Source organism: Streptomyces sp. NPDC092296 (genome assembly GCF_044755465.1).
In the GTDB taxonomy this organism is placed as follows: Bacteria; Actinomycetota; Actinomycetes; order Streptomycetales; family Streptomycetaceae; genus Peterkaempfera.
On sequence record NZ_JBIVRB010000012.1, the window covers coordinates 1 to 20,261 of the forward strand.

17 protein-coding genes, 1 rRNA gene and 1 pseudogene are annotated in these 20,261 nt (G+C 74.9%); 15 read left to right on the plus strand and 4 right to left on the minus strand.

Translation table 11 applies throughout. The annotated features are described in order from the left end of the window. Positions 1-158: 158 nt before the first annotated feature. The 3 genes and pseudogenes from rrf (at position 159) to ACIQGZ_RS22475 (ending at position 2,957) form a co-directional block, all read left to right on the plus strand. Positions 159-275: ribosomal RNA gene (gene rrf, locus ACIQGZ_RS22465) — 5S ribosomal RNA — on the plus strand. 915 nt (positions 276-1,190) lie between these two features. After that, positions 1,191-1,958 (plus strand): annotated as a pseudogene (locus tag ACIQGZ_RS22470) (tetratricopeptide repeat protein); the annotation flags it as partial. Between the two features lie 39 nt (positions 1,959-1,997). After that, the gene (locus ACIQGZ_RS22475; protein WP_402604762.1) at positions 1,998-2,957 is read left to right on the plus strand and encodes a hypothetical protein; all 960 of its coding nucleotides are present in this window, start codon (positions 1,998-2,000) and stop codon (positions 2,955-2,957) included. Between the two features lie 60 nt (positions 2,958-3,017). Here ACIQGZ_RS22475 and ACIQGZ_RS22480 read toward each other — a convergent pair whose 3' ends face one another. Continuing rightward, a complete protein-coding gene (locus tag ACIQGZ_RS22480) occupies positions 3,018-4,391 on the minus strand; it encodes a DUF1015 family protein (protein WP_402604463.1) in 1,374 nt (457 codons plus the stop codon). 87 nt (positions 4,392-4,478) lie between these two features. On the opposite strand from ACIQGZ_RS22480, the gene ACIQGZ_RS22485 reads away from it, so the two are divergent. Together ACIQGZ_RS22485 and ACIQGZ_RS22490 are read left to right on the plus strand one after the other, a co-directional pair. Then, positions 4,479-5,027, plus strand: coding sequence for a tetratricopeptide repeat protein (locus ACIQGZ_RS22485; RefSeq protein WP_402604464.1), 549 nt, complete (start codon positions 4,479-4,481; stop codon positions 5,025-5,027). Next, entirely contained in the window at positions 5,024-6,121 is a 1,098-nt protein-coding gene (locus ACIQGZ_RS22490; RefSeq protein ID WP_402604466.1) for an HAD-IIA family hydrolase, read from the plus strand. Before ACIQGZ_RS22485 ends, ACIQGZ_RS22490 begins: the two co-directional genes overlap by 4 nt. A gap of 61 nt (positions 6,122-6,182) precedes the next feature. Here the strand turns inward: ACIQGZ_RS22490 and ACIQGZ_RS22495 are convergent, their stop codons facing one another. Next, entirely contained in the window at positions 6,183-6,530 is a 348-nt protein-coding gene (locus ACIQGZ_RS22495) for a sterol-binding protein (protein ID WP_402604468.1), read from the minus strand. A 208-nt stretch (positions 6,531-6,738) separates the two neighbouring features. Here ACIQGZ_RS22495 and ACIQGZ_RS22500 point away from each other — a divergent pair, with 208 nt between their 5' ends. From ACIQGZ_RS22500 to ACIQGZ_RS22515, 4 genes are all read left to right on the plus strand, one after another. Further along, complete coding sequence (locus tag ACIQGZ_RS22500) at positions 6,739-7,719, plus strand: hypothetical protein (protein ID WP_402604470.1); 981 nt, start codon at positions 6,739-6,741, stop codon at positions 7,717-7,719. Next, a complete protein-coding gene (locus ACIQGZ_RS22505; protein WP_402604472.1) occupies positions 7,712-7,933 on the plus strand; it encodes a hypothetical protein in 222 nt (73 codons plus the stop codon). Before ACIQGZ_RS22500 ends, ACIQGZ_RS22505 begins: the two co-directional genes overlap by 8 nt. A 20-nt stretch (positions 7,934-7,953) precedes the next feature. Beyond that, entirely contained in the window at positions 7,954-8,760 is an 807-nt protein-coding gene (locus ACIQGZ_RS22510; RefSeq protein ID WP_402604765.1) for a TlyA family RNA methyltransferase, read from the plus strand. Positions 8,761-8,915: 155 nt separating this feature from the next. Further along, positions 8,916-9,818 carry an NAD kinase gene (locus tag ACIQGZ_RS22515; RefSeq protein ID WP_402604475.1) on the plus strand — a complete coding sequence of 301 codons (903 nt, stop codon included), beginning with the start codon at positions 8,916-8,918 and terminating at the stop codon, positions 9,816-9,818. A gap of 102 nt (positions 9,819-9,920) precedes the next feature. Here the strand turns inward: ACIQGZ_RS22515 and ACIQGZ_RS22520 are convergent, their stop codons facing one another. Beyond that, entirely contained in the window at positions 9,921-10,154 is a 234-nt protein-coding gene (locus ACIQGZ_RS22520) for a hypothetical protein (protein WP_402604477.1), read from the minus strand. A 160-nt stretch (positions 10,155-10,314) separates the two neighbouring features. Between ACIQGZ_RS22520 and recN the strand changes: the two genes are divergently transcribed. The 4 genes from recN to ACIQGZ_RS22540 all read left to right on the plus strand — a co-directional run bounded on the left by recN (position 10,315) and on the right by ACIQGZ_RS22540 (position 15,256). Next, a complete protein-coding gene (recN, locus tag ACIQGZ_RS22525; protein WP_402604768.1) occupies positions 10,315-12,057 on the plus strand; it encodes a DNA repair protein RecN in 1,743 nt (580 codons plus the stop codon). A 51-nt stretch (positions 12,058-12,108) separates the two neighbouring features. After that, positions 12,109-13,002, plus strand: a complete 894-nt coding sequence (locus ACIQGZ_RS22530) for a hypothetical protein (RefSeq protein WP_402604479.1) — start codon at positions 12,109-12,111, stop codon at positions 13,000-13,002. A 204-nt stretch (positions 13,003-13,206) separates the two neighbouring features. After that, complete coding sequence (locus ACIQGZ_RS22535; RefSeq protein ID WP_402604480.1) at positions 13,207-14,370, plus strand: glycosyltransferase family 4 protein; 1,164 nt, start codon at positions 13,207-13,209, stop codon at positions 14,368-14,370. A 163-nt stretch (positions 14,371-14,533) separates the two neighbouring features. Beyond that, positions 14,534-15,256 (plus strand): acetoacetate decarboxylase family protein, encoded by a 723-nt coding sequence (locus tag ACIQGZ_RS22540; RefSeq protein WP_402604482.1) that lies wholly within the window; start codon positions 14,534-14,536, stop codon positions 15,254-15,256. Here the strand turns inward: ACIQGZ_RS22540 and ACIQGZ_RS22545 are convergent. After that, on the minus strand, positions 15,244-17,166 hold the full coding sequence (locus ACIQGZ_RS22545; RefSeq protein WP_402604771.1) for a glycoside hydrolase family 15 protein: 1,923 nt from the start codon (positions 17,164-17,166) through the stop codon (positions 15,244-15,246). The two genes, ACIQGZ_RS22540 and ACIQGZ_RS22545, sit on opposite strands and share 13 nt — an antisense overlap. Positions 17,167-17,736: 570 nt before the next feature. On the opposite strand from ACIQGZ_RS22545, the gene ACIQGZ_RS22550 reads away from it, so the two are divergent. Together ACIQGZ_RS22550 and ACIQGZ_RS22555 are read left to right on the plus strand one after the other, a co-directional pair. After that, a complete protein-coding gene (locus tag ACIQGZ_RS22550; protein WP_402604484.1) occupies positions 17,737-19,404 on the plus strand; it encodes a CTP synthase in 1,668 nt (555 codons plus the stop codon). Between the two features lie 103 nt (positions 19,405-19,507). Further along, positions 19,508-20,152 carry an NUDIX domain-containing protein gene (locus tag ACIQGZ_RS22555; RefSeq protein WP_402604486.1) on the plus strand — a complete coding sequence of 215 codons (645 nt, stop codon included), beginning with the start codon at positions 19,508-19,510 and terminating at the stop codon, positions 20,150-20,152. Positions 20,153-20,261 lie beyond the last annotated feature (109 nt).

Here is a 20,261-nt window from a genome sequence, read left to right on the forward strand (position 1 = left end):
GAAGCCGAGTGATCGGTGGAGCTGACCGGTACTAATAGGCCGAGGGCTTGTCCATAGTTGCTACGCGTCCACTGTGTTGTTCTGAGACAACGAACAGTTTCCGGTCACACCGGACACTTCTCAATTGAAAAGTGTGTTCGCTGAATCCCAAAAAGGGTTTCGGTGGTCATAGCGTGAGGGAAACGCCCGGCAACATTCCGAACCCGGAAGCTAAGCCTCACAGCGCCGATGGTACTGCAGGGGGGACCCTGTGGGAGAGTAGGACACCGCCGAACAATCATTCAAGCCGTGGCCCCAGCGATCCGCTGGGGCCACGGCTTTTTGTTTTGCCTTTTTGATCAGGCCGGCAGAGCGCGGGCATGACAAAGGCGGATGCAGGACAATGGAAGACGGTGCGCCACAGTCGGCACCGCGCCGCGTACACGCAGCACCAGCGCTGCCGCGGCAGAGCAGCAGACCCAGAAGGAGCCATCTCGATGTCGAACCCACCCCACGACCGTCCCGAGCGTCGTTCGGGAGACGGCCCGCAGGGCCAGGGGGGTGCTGACCGTCGCGGCCCGCGTGACGGCCGGGGCTATGAACCCCGCAGCGGCGGGCACCGGTCGGACGAGCGCGGCCCGCGCCGTGATGACACCCGGGGTGGCGGCGGCTTCCGCCGTGACGACCGCGGTGGCTCCTCCTACCGCCGTGACGACCGCCCGGCCGGCGACCGGCCGAGCGGTGGGTACCGGCCGCGTGACGACCGTGACCGTGGTCCGCGCGAGGGCGGGTTCCGGCGCGATGACCGGCCCAGTGGCGGTGGCTTCCGCCGTGACGACCGTCCCGGTGGGTTCCAGCGGGATGACCGTGGGTCTCGTGAGGGCGGGTTCCGTCCGCGTGAGGACCGGCCGCGTGAGGGTGGGTTCCGCAGGGACGACCGCCCGAGCGGCGGTGGTTTCCGCCGTGACGACCGTCCCGGTGGGTTCCGGCGGGACGACCGTGACCACGCGCCGCGTGAGGGTGGTTTCCGTCGGGATGACCGCCCCAGTGGTGGTGGGTTCCGTCCGCGTGAGGACCGTGACCGTGGTCCGCGCGAGGGTGGCTTCCGGCGGGATGACCGGCCGAGCGGTGGCGGCTTCCGCAGGGATGACCGTCCCGGTGGGTTCCAGCGGGACGACCGGGCTCCCCGTGAGGGCGGGTTCCGCCGCGAGGAGCGTCCGGGTGGGTTCCGTCGTGACGAGCGGCGGGACGACCGTGGTCCGCGTGAGGGTGGGTTCCGTCCGCGTGAGGACCGGCCGCGTGAGGGTGGGTTCCGTAGGGATGACCGCCCGAGCGGTGGTGGCTTCCGCCGTGACGACCGTCCCGGTGGGTTCCAGCGGGATGACCGTGGGTCTCGTGAGGGCGGGTTCCGTCCGCGTGAGGACCGGCCGCGTGAGGGTGGCTTCCGTAGGGACGACCGCCCCAGTGGTGGTGGCTTCCGTCCGCGTGAGGACCGCGACCGTGGTCCGCGCGAGGGTGGCTTCCGCAGGGACGACCGGCCGAGCGGCGGCGGCTTCCGGCGTGACGACCGTCCCGGCGGCTTCCAGCGGGACGACCGGCGGGATGACCGGGCTCCCCGTGAGGGCGGCTTCCGTCCGCGTGAGGACCGGCCGCGTGAGGGCGGGTTCCGCAGGGACGACCGCCCCAGCGGTGGCGGCTTCCGCAGGGATGACCGGCCTGGTGGGTTCCAGCGGGATGACCGTGGGTCCCGCGAGGGTGGCTTCCGGCCGCGTGAGGACCGCGACCGTGGTCCGCGCGAGGGTGGCTTCCGCAGGGACGACCGCCCGAGCGGCGGCGGGTTCCGGCGGGACGACCGGGACCGCGACCGGGGGCCGCGTGAAGGCGGTTACCGGGGTGGCGGCGCTCCGCGTCGGGACGACCGGTCCGGTGGCGGCGGTTACGGCCGGCGCGACGACCGGGGCGGCCGTCCGTACGAGGGGCGTGGCGAGCAGGACGACCGCAGGCTGAACTACGAGCCCGTGCGGCGGCTGCCGATCCCGGAGGACGTCACCGGTCTGGAGATCGACGCTGACGTCCGCCAGGAGCTCAAGAGCCTGCCGAAGACGCTCGCGGACGATGTCGCCCGCAACCTGGTGATGGTGGCCCGGCTGCTGGACAGCGAGCCGGAGGAGGCGTACGCGTACTCGCGGGTGGCGCTGCGGCTGGCGTCGCGGGTGGCGGCGGTCCGGGAGGCGGCCGGTTTCGCCTCGTACGTCACCGAGCGGTACTCGGAGGCGCTGACCGAGTTCCGGGCGTCGCGGCGGATGACCGGCCGTGCCGACCTGTGGCCGGTGATGGCCGACTGCGAGCGTGGGCTCGGCCGTCCCGAGCGGGCGCTGGCGATGGCCGGTGAGCCCGAGGTCAAGCAGCTGGACAAGGCCGGCCAGGTCGAGATGCGGCTGGTCGCGGCCGGTGCCCGCAGCGACATGGGGCAGCTTGAGGCCGCCGTGGTGACGTTGCAGAGCCCGGAGCTGGCGTCCAACTCGGTGCAGCCGTGGACCGCGCGGCTGCGGTACGCCTACGCCGAGGCACTGATCGCGGCCGGGCGTGAGGAGGAGGCTCGCGACTGGTTCGCCAAGGCGGCCGACGCCGACCCGGAGGGCCTCACCAACGCGGCGGAGCGGCTGGCCGAGATCGACGGCCTGGAGTTCGTGGACGCCCTCGCCCCGGAGCACGCCGAGGACGAGGACGAGGCGGACGACGCTGCCAAGGACGGCGGGCCGGCTGAGGACGAGGCCGACGCTGGTGACGACGCTGAGGACGAGGCCGAGGCCGACGCTGGTGACGACGCTGAGGACGAGGACGAGGAGGAGGACGAGGACGACGAGGATGAGGCGGACGACGAGCCCGCCGCTTCCGAGGAGACCTTCCTGAGCAGCCCGTTCCAGGAGCCCGAGGCCGGCGCGGAGCAGCCCGCCGCCGACCGCAAGGACAGCTGAGCCAGAACGGGAGTGCCCCGCCGGTGATCCGGCGGGGCACTCCCGTTTTCGGCTTGCGGCTCAGCCCAGTTCCAGACTGCGCAGTACCAGCCCGGTCGCGGGCTTCGGCCCGAACGAGGTCGACTTGCGCGGCATCGTCACGCCCTGCTCCGCCAGCCGCCGCACCACCCCCTCGTCCACCGGGTGCATCAGCACCGCCGTGCCGCCGCACCGCTCCGCCACCCGTACGGCCGCCGCCGCGTCGTGCAGGTAGCCGATGTGGTCCGGGGCGTCCGGCACCCGCCAGACCGTGTCCAGCAGCACCGAGTGCAGCACCGTCGCGTCCAGCCGCCGCCACTCCTCCGGCCGGTCCGCGCGCACCGCCTCCCGCAGCGCCGCCGTGCCGGGCCCGCGCAGCAGCCGGAACCGGCCGTCCCCGGCCAGGGCGAAGGCGTTGCCGCCGTCCGCCTTGGCCGCCGCCAGCGCGTCCAGCGCCGCCGGCAGTGAGCCGCCCGCGACGTCCAGCCGCCAGCCGTCGCCCAGCCGGGCCACTGCCTCGGCCGGGGGGAGCCGGTGGAGCACCCGGTGGATGGCCCGGACCCGCAGCGGATAGCGGGCGGTGTCGACCAGCAGCACCAGGCCCCGGTCCCAGGGGCTGTGTGCCAGGTGCCGGTGCTCGCGCTGGAGCCGCAGGTACATCGCCCAGCGGTGGTGGCCGTCCGCGATCAGGGCGCGGCAGGTGGACAGGTCGGCGGCGACCGCGGCGTGCTCCGTACGGTCGGTGACCGCCCACAGCCGGTGCCGGGTGCCGTCCGAGGTGGTGGTGGCGAGCAGCGGTTCGCGCCGGGCCGCGCGCTCCACCACCCCCGCCGCGCCCCCCTTGCCCCGGTAGGTGAGCAGCAGCGGCTCCAGATTGGCGCGGGTGGTCCGCATCAGGCCGACGCGGTCGGCGACCGGGCGGGGCATCACGTCCTCGTGCGGCAGCACCACGCCCGCCTCGGGCGGGCTCACCGCCAGGGCGCCGATCAGGCCGCGTTGCAGCAGGCTCCCGCCGCCGGGGTCGTCGCCGGGGGTGCGCTGTTCATAGACGTACAGGGCGGGGGTGTCGTCGGCGGCCAGGACCCCTTCGCGCCGCCAGGCGGCCAGCAGTCGGGCGGCGTGCCGGTAGCGGCTGTCGCCCGCCGGGTCCGCGCCGCCGCCCTGGTCCGGTTCGGGCCGGGGGAGGATCAGCCGGACGACGTTGTACGGGTCCGCCGTCTCCAGGGTCTGCAACCGCTCCGGGTCCACCACGTCGTACGGGGGCGAGGTCACCGCCGCGAGGCCGCCGACCCGCTCCGCCACGTAGCGCAGGCCGCGGAAGGGTGCCAGCGACAGTCCCGCTGCGGCGACGTGCCCGGGATCGCCGGGGCCGCCGTGCTGAGAAGCTGCTGCACCGTGTGCACTGAGTGCTTCCATTGTGGGCATGGTAATCGGGTACGTCCGACCGGGTGATCAGATGCCCGGTGCAGGCGGCCGTGCAAGCCGACCGGGAAGGGGCGCGGCATGACGGCGGGACAGGAGCGGGCTCGGGACCGGAGTGCCCCGGAGGGGCCCGGTGGCGGCGAGGGCGCCGGTGGTGCGGAGGTGGGCGGCGGTGACGAGGCGCGGGAGAGCGTCTACGAGTGGTTCCGGCGCGGCAGCAGGCTGCTGGCGCAGGGCAGCGCGGCGGCGGCCGAGCAGTTGCTGACGCGGGCGGCCGCCGCCGAGCCGGAGTCGCGCAGCATCCGGGAGACCCTGGCTCGGGCCCAGTTCGACGCGGGGTCGTACGCTGCTGCACTGGAGAACTTCCGAGTGGTGGCGCTGGCCGACCCCTCGGACGACTACGCGCAGTTCGGCTGGGGGTTGGCGGCCGCGCGGCTGGGGGACTTCGAGACGTCGGCCGAGCATCTGGCGCTGGCGGTGGCCATGCGGCCGGAGTCGGACCACTACCGCGCGGCGCTGCGGCAGACCCGGGCGACCCTGCGCGCTCGGGCCGGGGAGTTCGGCCCGGTGCCGCCGCACCCGCGATGGCCGGGCCACCGGTCCACCGACCGACAGGAAGAGCAGGAATGACACACACGGCACCCGGTACGCCCCAGGACGGGGACCCGCAGGACCACGCCCGGCAGAGCGGTGGCGCGGGGCCCCGGCTGAGCCCGGCGGGCTGCGCCCGGCCGCTCACCGCGGAGTACGACACCGCGCTGCTCGACCTGGACGGCGTGGTCTACGCGGGACCGAACGCCATCGACCACGCGGCGGAGTCGCTGAACGCCGCCCGCGAGACGGGCATGCGGCTGGCGTACGTCACCAACAACGCCTCCCGGCCGCCGACGGCGGTCGCCGCGCACCTCACCGAGCTGGGCGTCTCCGCCGAACCCAGCGATGTGATCACCTCGGCGCAGGCGGCGGCCCGGCTGGTCTCCGAGCGGGTGCCGGCCGGGTCGGCGGTGCTGGTGGTCGGCGGGCGGGGGCTTGTGGAGGCACTGGAGGAGCGCGGGTTGCGCCCTGTGCGCTCACTGGACGACGGTCCCGCTGCGGTGGTCCAGGGCTTCGACCCCTCGGTGGGCTGGCACGACCTCGCGGAGGCCGCGTACGCGGTGCGGAGCGGCCTGCCGTGGGTGGCGTCCAACACCGACCTGACCGTCCCCACCGGGCGCGGCATCGCCCCGGGCAACGGCACGCTGGTGGCGGCGGTGCGCACCGCGACCGGGGTGGAGCCGGTGGTGGCGGGCAAGCCGCTGCCGCCGCTGCACCGCGAGACGGTGATCCGTACCGGTGCCCGGCGGCCGCTGGTGGTCGGTGACCGGCTGGACACCGACATCGAGGGTGCCTACAACGGGGGCGTCGACAGCCTGCTGGTGCTCACCGGGGTGACCACGGCCGCGCAGCTGCTGGCCGCGCCGCCGCGGCACCGGCCCACCTATGTCGGCGCCGACCTGCGGACGCTGCTCACCGCGCAGCCGGAGGTCGAGCCGGCCGGTGCCGGCGGGGCGTACCGCTGCGGCGGGTGGACGGCGGCGGTGGACGGCGGGGAGCTGCGGCTGACCGGCGGTGGCGAGGACCGGTACGACGGCCTGCGGGTGCTGTGCGCCGCCGCGTGGACGGCGGTCGAGGGCGGCGGGCAGGTGCCGGACGGCCGCAAGGCGCTGGCCGAGCTGGGGCTGTGACCCGGGCGGCTGCGCTCGCCGGCCCTGCCGTGACCCGGACGGCTCTGCGGCGGCCGGGTCGTCAGAGCAGCGAGCGCAGCCGCAGCAGGTCGCGCAGTCCGGCCTCCAGCCGGACCCGGCCATGTGCCCAGGCGGAGGCGAAGTGCAGCTCCCCGGCGACCAGGGCCACCAGGTCGTCGCTGGTCATCGCCAGCCGGATCTGCGCCCGGTCGACCGGTGCGCCGGGGGTCTGCACCACGTCCTCGATCCGGCCGCCGCGCAGCCGCCCGGCGAAGGTGACGTCCAGGTCGGTGATCCGGCAGGTGAGGGAGCGGTCCAGCGCCGCCGCCCGGCGCACCTCGCCGTCGGAGTCCGTCAGCTTCTCGCTGAGCCGGGTCAGTGCCTCCCGGCACTCCTCGGAGGTCGCCATGGTGGGCACGCTCCCCTCGTACGGTCGTTTCGGGGACCGTACCCCAGCGGTGGAAGGGCACCCGTGGACCCGGGCGGCCGGTACGCTCGCCCGCCGCGCCGGGCGTGGAGGCGGTAGCGTCGTCAGGGGGCGCTCCGGTGATCACGGGCGCCCCGGAGCGTCGGCCCGAGCGGGGCGGCGCGCGGTGCGGAGGAAGCGAGGAGACCTGATGCGCGACACGCTGCGCGGCTGGGTGCAGTTCGCCGCGGACATCGCGGAGGAGACGGGCAGACGCACGGTGCACACGGCCAGGGACTTGCTGGACCGGGGCGGAGTGGACGTCCAGGCACTCCAACGCGCGCTGACCGAGCAGGTACCGGCCTCCGCGCGGTCGCTCCAGTCGGTGGCGGACGATGTGGTGGCCGCCGGGCGCACCGGGCGGGACCTGGTGGTCGGCCTGGTCCGCTCCGAGGCCGAGCGGACCGTGCAGCTGGCCGGCTGGGTCGGTGACCAGGTGGTCAAGACCGGGGTGCTGCTGGAGCTGCTGGAGCGCAAGCTGCGCGAGGTGGAGGAGAGCGGCGCGGCGGCCGAGGAGGAGGCGCCGCCGCAGGCCCGTGCGGAGCAGCTGTTCGGCGCGGGCTGGCAGCAGGAGACCGGGGCGGAGCGGCCGGTCCGGCCGGTGCGCATCCCGGTGGCGGACGAGCCGGTGGACGGGCCGGAGGCCGCCGCCGAGTCGGCTGCGGAGGCCGCTGCCGAGGCCGCTCCGGCGAAGAAGGCCCCGGTGCCGCGCAAGACGACCGGGCCGGGTGGCGCGGCGGGCCGCCGGGGCGCGCCCACCGCCGGGCAGGTGGCCGAGGGCCGGGCCGCCGCCCGTACGGCACCCGCCAGGCGGGCCGCCGCCGAGGAGGCACCGGCCAGGAAGACCCCGGTGCCGCGCAAGACGGCCGCCGGGAAGCCGACCTCGGAGAAGGTGGGCCCCGGGCAGGAGGCCCCCGAGCAGGTGTCTGGGGTCAAGGCCGAGCAGGTGGCGGCGGCGAAGCGGACGGCCGCCAAGAAGGCCGCCGTGAAGAAGGCCGCCACCAAGAAGGCCGCCGTCACGCGGACGGCGATCGAGAAGACCACCACCGCGGGCACCACCGCCAAGAAGACCGCCAAGACCACGGCCAAGAAGACCTCCGCCGCCCGCCGACGGGCGGCCGGCGGTGAGTGAGCCGGCCGGCGTCGACCCGGCCGCACGCCCGCTGCCGCCCGTCGAGCCGGAGGAGACCGGGAACGCCGAGGTGGACGCCGTACTGTCCCGCCTGGAGGAACTGGAGGGCACCCCCACCGACGCGCATGTCGCCGTGTACGAGGATGTCCACCAGCGGTTGAGGAGCACCCTCGCCGCCCTCGACGACCGACCCGGCCCCCCGCAGGGGCCCTAGGAGCTGAAGCACCCGTGGCAGTGGCACGACGCCGACTCGACGCGGAACTCGTCCGCCGCAGGCTGGCCCGCTCGCGCGAGCACGCGAGCGAGCTGATCTCGGCCGGGCGGGTGACCGTCGGCGGCACCACCGCGACCAAGCCGGCCACCCAGGTGGAGACCTCGGCGGCCGTCGTGGTGGCCAAGGACGAGAACGACCCCGACTACGTCTCCCGGGGCGGCCACAAGCTGGCCGGCGCGCTGGCCGCGTTCGGCCCGCTGGGGCTGCGGGTGGAAGGCCGCCGCTGCCTGGACGCGGGCGCCTCCACCGGGGGGTTCACCGATGTGCTGCTGCGGGCGGGCGCCGGGCGGGTGCTGGCGGTCGACGTCGGCTACGGGCAGCTCGCCTGGTCGTTGCAGAGCGACGAGCGGGTCACCGTGATGGACCGCACCAACGTCCGCGAGCTGACCCAGGAGCGGATCGGCGGCGAGCCGGTCGACGTGGTGGTCGGGGACCTGTCGTTCATCCCGCTGGGGCTGGTGCTGCCCGCCCTGGCGTCCTGCTGCGCGGACGACGCCGACCTGGTGCTGATGGTCAAGCCGCAGTTCGAGGTGGGCAAGGAGCGCTTGGGCAGCGGCGGTGTCGTCCGCAGCCCGCAGCTGCGCGCCGAGACCGTGCGCCAGGTCGCGGCCCGGGGCTGGGAGCTGGGGCTGGGGGTGCTGGGGGTCACCGCGAGCCCGCTGCCCGGCCCGTCCGGGAACGTCGAGTACTTTCTCTGGTTCCGGCGGGGAGCGCCCCCGCTGGACCCGGCGGACGCGGATCGCGCCGTGGAGGAGGGGCCCCGGTAGGGTTCCGAGCACGTCCCGGCCCGAAGCCCCCGGTCGCGGAGGCTCGGTCGCGAAAGGCTCGGCCGCGACGGTGCGGCCCGACCGCAGTGCCAACCACAACCAGGAGGGGGCGCCGCCCGGCCGTGGACGCGCCCGGGTAGGCGTATGGAGAGGGCATGAGTGACTTGCGAACGGTCTTCCTTATCGCGCACACCGGCCGCGCGGCCGCGCTGCGCAGCGTCGAGCACCTCGTCAACGGCCTGCTGAAGGCGGACATCGGCATCAGAGTGCTGGCCGCCGAGGCCGAGGACATGGACCTCCCCGCCGGGGTGGAGACGGTCGACGCGGCGCCGGGGGCGGTGGCCGGCTGCGAACTGATCCTGGTCGCGGGCGGCGACGGCACCCTGCTGCGCGGCGCCGAGCTGTCCCGGCAGACGGGCGTGCCGATGCTGGGCGTCAATCTGGGGCGGGTGGGCTTCCTGGCGGAGGCCGAGCGTGACGACCTGGCGACGGTCGTGGAGCGGGTGGTGGCCGCCGACTACGAGGTCGAGGAGCGGATGACCATCGATGTGCTGGTCCGCACCGACGGCCGGGTGGTGCACCGCGACTGGGCGCTCAACGAGGCGTCGGTGGAGAAGGCCGCCCGGGACCGGATGCTGGAGGTGGTCACCGAGGTCGACGGCCGCCCGGTGTCCAACTTCGGCTGCGACGGCGTGGTCTGCGCGACGCCCACCGGCTCCACCGCGTACGCCTTCTCGGCGGGCGGGCCGGTGGTCTGGCCGGAGGTGGAGGCGCTGCTGATGGTGCCGATCAGCGCCCATGCGCTGTTCGCCAAGCCGCTGGTCACCTCGCCGCGCTCGGTGCTGGCGGTGGAGGTGCTGCCCAAGACGCCGCACGGGGTGCTCTGGTGCGACGGGCGGCGGTCGGTGGAGCTGCCGGCCGGGGCCAGGGTCGAGGTGCGGCGCGGCCGCATCCCGGTGCGGCTGGCCCGGCTGCACCGGGCGCCGTTCACCGACCGGCTGGTGGCGAAGTTCGCGCTGCCGGTGGCGGGCTGGCGGGGCGTGCCCAACCAGAACTGAAACGGGCCAGAACTGAAACGGGCCAGAACTGAAACGGGCCAGAACTGAAACGGGCCGGAACCGAGCGGGTCCCGGAACCGAACCGGCCTGGACCGCGTGGGTTCAGCCGGGGCCGTCGGTGTCGTGCGCGGCGACCTGGGCGATGCGGGTGCGGAGCAGTTCCAGCACCGCCGTCCGGCCGCCGTGCCGCTCCTCATGGGCGAGCAGTTGCCGCAGCTGCTCCCGGGTGAGTGAGCGGATGCGGTTCCGCAGCTGTTCGACGGGCAGCCGGTCGAAGTCGGGGACCAGCTGCCCGCCGGACGGTTCCCGGCCCGCCGGTGCCGCGCTGTCGGTCATGGGAGCGCCCCTCTCGTCCGTACGGCAGATCACGCCCCCGGGTACCGCGTACCGCCCCGCCGAAAACCCGCCCGAATCGAATGAACCTTCCCGGCACGGCGTGGGCGCTCGTCGCACAGCGGCCCCGGAACCTCGTAAGGTCGTGTCCGTGTTGGAGGAGATGCGGATACGGGCTCTGGGTGTGATCGACGACGCCGTGGTCGAGCTGTCGCCGGGCTTCACGGCGGTGACGGGCGAGACCGGAGCGGGCAAGACGATGGTGGTCACCAGCCTGGGACTGCTGCTCGGGGGCCGCGCCGACCCGGGGCTGGTCCGCGGTGGCGCCGGGCGGGCGGTGGTGGAGGGCCGGATCAGCCTCGCCGCCGACGCCCCGGCCGCGCTGCGGGCCGTCGAGGCGGGCGCCGAGCTGGACGACGGCGCGCTGCTGATCAGCCGTACCGTCTCCGCCGAAGGGCGGTCGCGGGCGCACGTCGGCGGCCGGGCGGTGCCGGTCGGGCTGCTCGGGGAGCTGGGCGAGGACCTGATCGCGGTGCACGGCCAGACCGACCAGCAGCGGCTGCTCAAGCCCGCCCGGCAGCGCGGCGCGCTGGACCGGTACGCCGGGGCCGCCGTCACCGGGCCGCTGGAGCGCTACCAGGCCGCCTACCGGCGGCTGCGGGAGGTCACGGCCACCCTGGACGAGCTCACCACCCGGGCCCGCGAGCGCGCCCAGGAGGCCGACCTGCTGCGCTACGGCCTGGAGGAGGTCGCCGCCGCCGAGCCACGGCCCGGCGAGGACACCGAGCTGGCCGCCGAGGCCGAGCGGCTCGGCCACGCCGACGCGCTCGCCTCCGCCGCCACCCTGGCGCACGCCGCCCTGGCCGGCGACCCCGCCGACCCGGAGTCGGTCGACGCGGGCACGCTGGTCGCCCAGGCCCGCCGGGCGCTGGACGCCGTACGGACGCACGACCCCCGGCTGGCCGCGCTCGGTGACCGGCTGGACGAGGTCGGCTACCTGCTGGCGGACGTCGCCGCCGACCTGGCCGGCTACGCCGACGGCCTGGACGCCGACCCCGCGCGGTTGGCCGCGGTGGAGGAGCGCCGCGCGGTCCTCTCCCAGCTGGTCCGCAAGCACACCGGTGCCAAGGAGGGCGTCGCCGAGGTGCTGCGCTGGGCCGAGACCGCCGCCCAGCGGCTGGCCGAGCTGGAGGGCGACGACGACCGGATCGGCGGCCTCGCGGCCGAGCGGGAGCACTTGCACACCGCGCTCGGCGCACTGGCCGCCGAGCTGTCCGCCGCCCGCCACGCCGCCGCCGACCGCTTCGCGGCGGCCGTCACCGCCGAGCTCACCGAGCTGGCCATGCCGCACGCCCGGGTCGGCTTCGACGTCCGGCAGAACGACGACCCGGCCGGACTTGAGGTCGGCGGCCGCACCGTCGCCTACGGCCCGTACGGCGTGGACGAGGTCGAGGTGCTGCTCGCCCCGCACCCGGGCGCGCCGCCCCGGCCGATCGCCAAGGGCGCCTCCGGCGGCGAGCTGTCCCGGGTGATGCTGGCGGTGGAGGTGGTCTTCGCCGGGGCCGACCCGGTGCCCACGTACCTCTTCGACGAGGTCGACGCGGGCGTCGGCGGCAAGGCGGCGGTGGAGATCGGCCGTCGGCTGGCCAAGCTGGCCGAGAGCGCCCAGGTGGTGGTGGTCACCCACCTGCCGCAGGTGGCGGCCTTCGCCGACCGCCATCTGGTGGTGGAGAAGACCAGCGACGGCACGGTCACCCGCTCGGGGGTGAAGGTGCTGGACGACGCCGGGCGGGTGCGCGAGCTGTCGCGGATGCTGGCCGGTCTGGAGGACTCCGAGCTGGGCCGGGCCCACGCCGAGGAACTGCTCGCCGCCGCCCGCACGCCGCGCGGCCGGGCGGCCTCCTGACGGACGCGGCCGACGCCGACGAGAGATCGACCGGGACCAGGAGGGCAGACGGTGGCCAGAAGGGGTGCGGCCAGAAGGGGTGCGGCCGGACGGGGTGCGGCCGGCAGCGATCAGCGCGGCCGGGGCGAGGGCGGGCGGCTGCTGGTGCTGCTCGCGGCGGCGGGCGGAGCCCGCGCGGTGTACGCGACGCTGAACCGCGTCCCGCCGGGGGAGCCCGCGCTGTGGGAGCGCCGGAACCACCGGGCGCGGGTGGTCACCCTCTACCAGGGCCCGGCGGTCGCCGCCGCCCTCTGCACGGCGGTCGGCGCGGCCCCGCAGCTCCCCGGAGGCGTCCGCGCCGCCACCGTCCTGGCCGCCGCCACGGCCGCCGGCTGCGGCAGCTACGACGACCTGGCGGGCGGCCCCGAGCGCGGCCTGCGGGCGCACCTCGCCGCACTGCGGCGCGGCCGGGTCACCTCCGGCGCCGTGAAACTGGCCGGGATCGGCACGGCGGCGCTCGGCGCGGGCTGCCTGGTGCAGCGCCGCCCGCTGGACCGGCTGCTGGCCGCCGCGGTGATCGCCGGTACCGCCGGCGCGGTCGACCTGCTGGACGTACGGCCCGGCCGCGCCGCCAAGGCGGTGCTGGCCGCCGGGCTGCCCACCGTGCTGCGCGGCCGGGCCGGGTCGGCCCTGGCGGCGGCGCCGGTCGGGGCCGCGGCGGCGCTGCTCCCCGACGACCTGGCCGAACGCACCATGCTCGGCGACTGCGGCGCGCACGCCCTGGGCGCGGCACTCGGCACCGCCTGGGCGGCCGGCTCGGGCCGTACCGCGCTGGTGCTGCGCGCGGCCGCCCTGGCGGCCTTCCACACCGCCGCCGAGCGGGGCGCCTACCGGGAGCAGTGGTGGTCCTGGCCGCCGCTGCGCCGGCTGGACGCGGCCGGGCTCCCCCGGTCGGCGGCGCCCTGAACCGGCCGTACGGTCGGCAACGGGCGACCGCCGCCGACGCACCCCGCACTGACTGCCCATCCGGAAGCGCGACCTGGCATGGTGGCACCTACACTCTGCGATGCAACACCACCGGTGCCCAACGCCGAACGCAGGCCGCGACCCGGCCGCTGCCGCGGCGTCAGGGGCGCGTTCCGCGGCACAGAACGACTCGGAGCGAACGACGTGGACGACACCTCAGTCCGGGGAACGGCCCCCGTACCCGAGCCGGGGCAGCTGCACGCGGTGCTCGTCGTCGCCGCCAGCACCGGTGGCATCGGCGCCCATGTGCGCTCCCTCGCCCAGGGGCTGGTGGCGCACGGCCTCACGGTGACCGTGTGCGGGCCGGCCGCCACCGACCAGCAGTTCGGGTTCTCCGCCACCGGCGCCCGCTTCCACCCCGTGGAGATCACCCCCAGCTCAGGCCCGCGCGCCGACGCGGCGGCCATCGGTGAGCTGCGCCGGGCGTTCACCGGCGCCGGGGTGGTGCACGCGCACGGGCTGCGCGCCGGGCTGCTCTCCGACCTGGCGCTGCGCACCGCCGGCCGGGTGCCCGGCATGCGGCCGCAGACGCCGCTGGTGGTCACCATGCACCACGCGCTGCTGGGCACCGGCATGGAGCGGCGGCTGCTGCGGCTGATGGAGCGCAGGGTGGCCCGCGCCGCCGACCTGCTGCTCGGCGCCTCCTCCGACCTGGTGGCCCGCGCCCGCGAGCTGGGCGCGGGCGACGCCCGGCTCGGTCCGGTGGCCGCGCCGCCGCTGCCCGCCGCGACCCTGGACCGGGCGGCGGCGCGGGCGGCGCTGCCGGGCGCCTCGGACCGGCCGGTGGTGCTCGCGGTCGGCAGGCTGGCCGCGCAGAAGGGCTTCGACCTGCTGCTGGACGCCTCCCGGCTGCTGGCGGGGCTCGATCCCAGGCCGCTGGTGGTGATCGCCGGGGAGGGGCCGGAGGGCGGTGCGCTGCGCGACCGGGTGGCCGCCGAGCGCCTGCCGGTGCTGCTGCTGGGCCACCGTACCGATGTGCCGGAGCTGCTGGCCGCCGCCGACCTGGTGGTGATCAGCAGCCGTTGGGAGGCGCGGCCGCTGGTGGCGCAGGAGGCGCTGCGGGCGGGGGTGCCGCTGGTCGCCACGGCCGTGGGCGGGGTGCCGGAGCTGGTCGGGGACGCGGCGGTCCTGGTCCCGTACGGGGACGCGGCGGCGCTGGGCCGGGCCGTCGCCGGGCTGCTGGCGGACGCGCCGTGCCGGGCGCGGCTGGCGGAGCAGGGCAGGGCGCAGGCGCTGACCTGGCCGGACGAGGTGGCGACGGTGGCGCAGGTGCTCTCCATCTACGACGAGCTGGTGCAGCGCTCCTGACGGGCGGGCGGGCCGGTGAGCCGACCGGATGGCGGGTGCTCGGCGCGGGACCCAGACTGGCGGTGGGGGTTTGTCCCCGTACGTCCTGCCCGTCGCAAGCGTTCCGAGGAGGGAGATGGCCGCGCCCGAACCCGATCCGCCCGATCCTGCTCGGCCCGGTCCGATGCCTGCCAGGCACCGCCGCCGGCGGTTCAGCGGGGTACGGCTGCTGGTCGGCTGCTACGAGGCCGACGGGGAGCAGATCGCGCCGCTGCTGCCCGCCGGGGTGACGCCCTGGGACGACCCGGTCCGCTGCCTGGTGTGGGGACTGGACTTCCCGCTGCCCGGCGTGGAGGCGTACCGGCTGGCGGGGGTGTCGGTCCGGGTGGCGCTCGACCGGGAGCTGCACTACTTCTTCCCGGTGGCGTACTCGCACCTGCCCGAGGACCCGGCAGCCGGGCGGGTCGGCGCCGCCGGTCCGCGCCGGACGTCGTTCATCGACTTCGGCGGCGGTGGCGGCCAGCGGCTGATGACGGTCGGCAGCACCGGCCGACCGCTGATCACGCTGACCACCACCCCCGACCGCCCGGCGGACCTGACCCAGTTCGGCGGGCCGCCGCTGCCGCTGCTCCAGCTGCGCGGCGACCCGGACATCCCCCGGCACGGCCCCGGCGGTGCGCACCGGCTGGTACGCACCGATGTGCACCTGGAGCGGGCCGACCTGCGGGCCGGGCCCGGCCTGGTGACCGTGGACATGCTCTGCGAGCTGGACTCGCTGTACGCCTTCGCGCCGGCCCGGATGCTGGACTGCCTCTACGGCACGGTGGAGCTGTGGGCCATGCCCGAGCGTACGGTCCGCACGGTCACGGCAGACGGCGGCCGGGACCCCGGTCGTCAGCCCTGGTAGGCGCCGGTGGCGCTGAGGCGGAGGGCGGTGTCGATCAGGGGGACGTGGCTGAAGGCCTGGGGGAAGTTGCCGACCTGGCGCTTGCGGCGGGGGTCCCACTCCTCGGCGAGCAGGCCGACGTCGTTGCGCAGGGCGAGCAGCTTCTCGAAGAGGTCGCGGGCCTCTCCGACCCGGCCGATCATGGCGAGGTCGTCGGCGAGCCAGAAGGAGCAGGCGAGGAAGGCGCCCTCGTCGCCGGGCAGGCCGTCGACGTTTCCACCGCCCTCGCCGTGGGTGGGGTAGCGCAGGACGAAGCCGTCCTCGGTGAGCAGGTCGCGCTGGATGGCCTCGATGGTGCCGATGACGCGCTTGTCGTCGGGGGGCAGGAAGCCGACCTGGGGGATGAGCAGGAGGGAGGCGTCGAGTTCCTTGCCGCCGTAGTACTGGGTGAAGGTGTTGCGCTCGGTGTCGTAGCCGCGTTCGCAGACGTCGGCGTGGATGGCCTCGCGCAGTTCGCGCCAGCGTTCGATGGGGCCCTCGGTCTGGGTGCCCTCCAGCAGCTTGATGGTGCGGTCGACGGCGACCCAGGCCATGACCTTGGAGTGGACGAAGTGGCGGCGCGGGCCGCGGACCTCCCAGATGCCCTCGTCGGGCTCGGTCCAGTGCTGCTCCAGGTAGCCGATCAGCTTGAGCTGGAGCAGGTGGGCGTGGTCGCTGCGGGCCAGGCCGGTCATGTGGGCGAGGTAGAGGGCTTCGACGACCTCGCCGTAGACGTCCAGCTGGAGCTGGTCGGCGGCGCCGTTGCCGGTGCGTACGGGGGTGGAGCCCTCGTAGCCGGGGAGCCAGTCCAGCTCCATCTCGCCGAGTTCGCGCTCGCCGGCGATGCCGTACATGATCTGGAGGTTCTCCGGGTCGCCGGCGACCGCGCGCAGCAGCCATTCGCGCCAGGCGCGGGCCTCTTCGCGGTAGCCGGTGCGCAGCAGGGAGGAGAGGGTGATGGCGGCGTCGCGGAGCCAGGTGTAGCGGTAGTCCCAGTTGCGTACGCCGCCGATGTCCTCGGGGAGTGAGGTGGTGGGGGCGGCGACGATGCCGCCGGTGGGGGCGTAGGTGAGGGCCTTGAGGGTGATCAGGGAGCGGATGACGGCTTCGCGGTAGTGGCCGGAGAAGGTGCACTGCTCGACCCAGCCGTGCCAGAAGTCCTCGGTGGCCTGAAGGGCGGTTTCGGCGTCGGGGCGGTCGGGGGCGTCGAGGTGGGAGGCCTGCCAGGTGAGGGCGAAGGCGACGCGTTCGCCGGCCCGGACGGTGAAGTCGGAGTAGGTGGTGAGGTTGCGGCCGTAGGTCTCGGCGGCGCCGTCGAGCCAGACGGAGTCGGGTCCGGCGACGGCGACGGTGCGGTAGGAGCCGTCGGGTTCGTCCAGGCGGTGGACCCAGGGGACGACGCGGCCGTAGGAGAAGCGCATCCGCAGGGCGGAGCGCATCCGGACCCGGCCGTTCAGGCCCTCGACGATGCGGATCATCTGGGGGACGCCGCTGCCCTCGGTGAGGTGGCGGGGCGGCATGAAGTCGATGACGCGGACGCTGCCGAGCTCGGTGTCCCACTCCTGTTCGAGGATGAGGGAGTCGCCCCGGTAGCGGCGGCGGTCGGCGGGGACGGCCGGGGCCAGCGCGGTGGCGGGGATGCTGAGCTCGCCGGTGGTGTCGAACTCGCTGGGTGCCTCCTGCTGCACCCGGGGGAAGGCGGCGGGGGCGGGCGGCACGTCGGCCGGTCCGATCCGCCAGAATCCGTGCTCGTCGGTGCCGAGCAGCCCGGCGAAGACGGCGGGGGAGTCGAATCGGGGTAGGCAGAGCCAGTCCACCGCCCCGTCCCTGCTGACCAGGGCGGCGGTCTGCATGTCCCCGATGAGTGCGTAGTCCTCGATACGGCCGGCCACGTGGATCTCCAGTTCGCGATGGTGCACGGCATCGTCCGGCGGGTGGGCATGGTGGGGGCCGTTGCTCGGTGGCGGCGGGTGGCTCCTTGGAGGCGCTGGTGGCGCTCCGGGGGCCGCGGAAACCTCGGCGGGCTCCGGTGCGGGCGGTGTGGACGGCGGCAGGGGACGTCGTCCGCCCCCCTGCGACCGACTGCCCTGTGTGTCGGCGATGCGTCCGTGCAGAATACGACGGACGGGGCATCCGTGAAGCCCTGAGTCGATCCCGACGTGCCCGTTGGGCCGCGATCGTGCGAAAAGTAGCCCACGCGGAGGGTGCAGGATCACCCCTGCGGGCTATCCGGAACTGATCACTCCGAGCGGGCCGACCCCCCGCGCGGACCTTGCGCGGACACGTACCCTTCCGGGCGCTGATACCCTGGTATCCCGTGGACTGGTGGGAACCACCGCACCGGACCCGCCGATCCGACAGCCCTGCGACCCCCTTCCGGGGCCGCCGGCGCGTCGCCAGGCGCGGCAGTCGAGATCCCACTCCACAGGCGTCACCGACCTGCGACCCACGGGAGCCCCCTGTTGGCACTGCCCCACTCCGGCAAGACCCAGACGACCAAGCACCTCTTCGTCACCGGAGGTGTGGCCTCCTCCCTGGGCAAGGGGCTCACCGCCTCCAGCCTCGGCGCCCTCCTCAAGGCGCGCGGCCTGCGGGTCACCATGCAGAAACTCGACCCGTACCTCAACGTCGACCCCGGCACCATGAACCCGTTCCAGCACGGTGAGGTCTTCGTCACCGACGACGGCGCCGAGACCGACCTGGACATCGGCCACTACGAGCGGTTCCTCGACACCAACCTGCACGGCTCGGCCAACGTCACCACCGGCCAGGTCTACTCCACGGTGATCGCCAAGGAGCGGCGCGGCGAGTACCTGGGCGACACCGTCCAGGTCATCCCGCACATCACCAACGAGATCAAGTCCCGCATCCGCCGGATGGCCACCGACGACGTCGACGTGGTGATCACCGAGGTGGGCGGCACCGTCGGCGACATCGAGTCGCTGCCCTTCCTGGAGGCGGTCCGCCAGGTCCGCCACGAGGTCGGCCGGGACAACGTCTTCTTCGTCCATGTCTCGCTGCTGCCCTACATCGGCCCCTCCGGCGAGCTGAAGACCAAGCCCACCCAGCACTCGGTCGCCGCGCTGCGCAACATCGGCATCCAGCCGGACGCCATCGTGCTGCGCGCCGACCGCGAGGTGCCGCAGGCCATCAAGCGCAAGATCAGCCTGATGTGCGACGTGGACGAGGAGGCGGTGATCGCCTGCCCCGACGCCCCGTCGATCTACGACATCCCCAAGGTCGTCCACAGCGAGGGCCTGGACGCGTACGTGGTCCGCCGCCTCGACCTGCCGTTCCGCGACGTGGACTGGACCCAGTGGGACGACCTGCTGCGCCGCGTCCACCAGCCGGCCCACCAGGTGAAGGTGGCGCTGGTCGGCAAGTACATCGACCTGCCCGACGCCTATCTGTCGGTCACCGAGGCACTGCGGGCCGGCGGCTTCGGCAACAACGCCCGGGTCGAGATCAAGTGGGTGACCTCCGACGACTGCCGCACCCCGGAGGGCGCCCGGGAGCTGCTCGGGGACGTCGACGCGATCTGCATCCCCGGCGGCTTCGGCGAGCGCGGGGTGGACGGCAAGGTCGCCGCCATCACCTACGCCCGGGAGAACGGCATCCCGCTGCTCGGCCTCTGCCTGGGCCTGCAGTGCGTGGTCATCGAGGCGGCCCGCAACCTGGCCGGCCTGGACGAGGCCAACTCCACCGAGTTCGACTCCGCCGCCCGGCACCCGGTGATCTCCACCATGGCCGAGCAGCTGGACATCGTGGACGGCAAGGGCGACCTCGGCGGCACCATGCGGCTCGGCCTCTACCCGGCCAAGCTCGCGGAGGGCTCCATCGTCCGCGAGGTCTACGGCGGCGAGCAGTACGTCGAGGAGCGCCACCGCCACCGCTACGAGGTCAACAACGCCTACCGCACCGACCTGGAGAAGACCGGGCTGCTCTTCTCCGGCCTCTCGCCCAAGGGCGACCTGGTGGAGTACGTCGAGTACCCCCGCGAGGTGCACCCCTACCTGGTGGCCACCCAGGCGCACCCGGAGCTGAAGTCCCGCCCGACCCGCCCGCACCCGCTGTTCGCGGGCCTGGTCGCCGCCGCCATCGTCCGGCAGCAGCAGGCCGCCCGGCAGTAGACGGTTCGGTCCACCCCGGCGGCGGTCGCGCGATCTTGCGCGGCCGCCGCCGGGTAGGTTGGAGGGCGTACGCCGAACCCGAGCAGCAGAGGTGGCAGGGCCGATGGCAGGCAGCGCAGCCGACATCCGCGACCAGGCCGAGGAGTGGCCGGTCAGCTCGTCCACGACCCCCTTCCGGGGCAAGGTCACCGGGGTGCGCACCGATCGGCTGCGGATGCCGGACGGCTCCCTCGCCTCCCGCGACTACCAGCTGCACCCCGGCTCGGTCGCGGTGCTCGCCCTGGACGACCGGCAGCGTGTGCTGCTGGTGCGCCAGTACCGGCACCCGGTCCGGCAGCGGCTCTGGGAGATCCCGGCCGGGCTGCTGGACGTCCCCGGTGAGAACCCGCTGCACGCCGCCCAGCGGGAGCTGTACGAGGAGGCGCACTGCAAGGCCGAGGACTGGCGGGTGCTGGTCGACTTCTACACCACGCCCGGCGGCTCCGACGAGGCCCTGCGGATCTTCCTCGCCCGCGACCTCGCGGAGGCGACCGGCGACCGCTACCAGGCGTCCGGCGAGGAGCTGGAGATCCAGATCGAGCGAGTGCCGCTGGCCGACCTGGTCCGGCTGGTGCTCGCCGGGGAGCTGCACAACCCGGCGCTGGTCACCGGCGCGCTCGCCCTGCACGCCGCCCTGGCCGGCGGTGGCCCGGACGCGCTGCGCCCGGCCGACGCCCCCTGGCCGGCCCGGCCGTTCCCGTCCTCCTGACGCCCAACGGGTGATCCGTAGGCTGGTACGACCGCAGCCGTCCGGTTGGGCGGCCCCGGTGAACTACCCTTCCGCCCAAGGGGCTGAGCAGCCGCCGCGCCGCAGGCCG

Coding starts and splice junctions, on each gene's coding strand:
- ACIQGZ_RS22480 (WP_402604463.1), bottom strand. CDS start 4,391: ATGGAAGCACTCAGTGCACACGGTGCAGCAGCTTCTCAGCACGGCGGC.
- ACIQGZ_RS22515 (WP_402604475.1), top strand. CDS start 8,916: ATGAGTGACTTGCGAACGGTCTTCCTTATCGCGCACACCGGCCGCGCG.
- ACIQGZ_RS22520 (WP_402604477.1), bottom strand. CDS start 10,154: ATGACCGACAGCGCGGCACCGGCGGGCCGGGAACCGTCCGGCGGGCAG.
- recN (WP_402604768.1), top strand. CDS start 10,315: ATGCGGATACGGGCTCTGGGTGTGATCGACGACGCCGTGGTCGAGCTG.
- ACIQGZ_RS22495 (WP_402604468.1), bottom strand. CDS start 6,530: ATGGCGACCTCCGAGGAGTGCCGGGAGGCACTGACCCGGCTCAGCGAG.
- ACIQGZ_RS22490 (WP_402604466.1), top strand. CDS start 5,024: ATGACACACACGGCACCCGGTACGCCCCAGGACGGGGACCCGCAGGAC.
- ACIQGZ_RS22540 (WP_402604482.1), top strand. CDS start 14,534: ATGCCTGCCAGGCACCGCCGCCGGCGGTTCAGCGGGGTACGGCTGCTG.
- ACIQGZ_RS22555 (WP_402604486.1), top strand. CDS start 19,508: ATGGCAGGCAGCGCAGCCGACATCCGCGACCAGGCCGAGGAGTGGCCG.
- ACIQGZ_RS22485 (WP_402604464.1), top strand. CDS start 4,479: ATGACGGCGGGACAGGAGCGGGCTCGGGACCGGAGTGCCCCGGAGGGG.
- ACIQGZ_RS22500 (WP_402604470.1), top strand. CDS start 6,739: ATGCGCGACACGCTGCGCGGCTGGGTGCAGTTCGCCGCGGACATCGCG.